Origin of the sequence: Corynebacterium sp. HMSC034B08 (genome assembly GCF_001835805.1) — a bacterium.
GTDB classification, from domain to species: Bacteria; Actinomycetota; Actinomycetes; order Mycobacteriales; family Mycobacteriaceae; genus Corynebacterium; species Corynebacterium coyleae.
In genome coordinates this window covers 1-439 of sequence record NZ_KV825908.1, presented here as the reverse complement: position 1 = coordinate 439, position 439 = coordinate 1, and the positions used below count along the sequence as shown (strand labels likewise).

The 439-nt window shown below is 59.7% G+C and carries 1 protein-coding gene; it reads left to right on the top strand.

Annotated elements, in window-relative coordinates; genetic code table 11:
* Window positions 1-419: integrase core domain-containing protein (locus tag HMPREF2656_RS02435; protein ID WP_141760977.1), on the top strand; the 419-nt coding region annotated here is incomplete at its 5' end.
* Between the last annotated feature and the right edge of the window lie 20 nt (window positions 420-439).

Here is a 439-nt window from a genome sequence, read left to right as displayed (position 1 = left end):
CCCGAGCCACGAAATCTTTGGTCATCCGTGCGCTGCGACAGGCACTGGCGATACGCCAGCGCCAGGACCCGTACTTTGATTCGGCCGGGGTGATCCATCACTCGGATGCGGGCTCACAGTACACCTCCACAGATCTCCGCCGGCTGCTGGCCGTCCACCAGATGGATGGGTCCATCGGCACCGTCGGCGACGCTTACGACAACGGTCTGATGGAGTCAACGATCGGGCTGTACAAGTCTGAACTCATTGATTTCGAAGCGGGGACGTGGACGAACTGGAGTGAGGTGGAACGCGCCACAGCCGGATGGGTCCACTGGTATAATCACGAGCGGTTGCATTCCTCGCTCGGGCATATCCCGCCGATCGAGCACTACACCAACTACCAACGAGAAAACCACGCAGGCCTTCACGCCGCGTAACACGCCACTCTCAAAAAGTC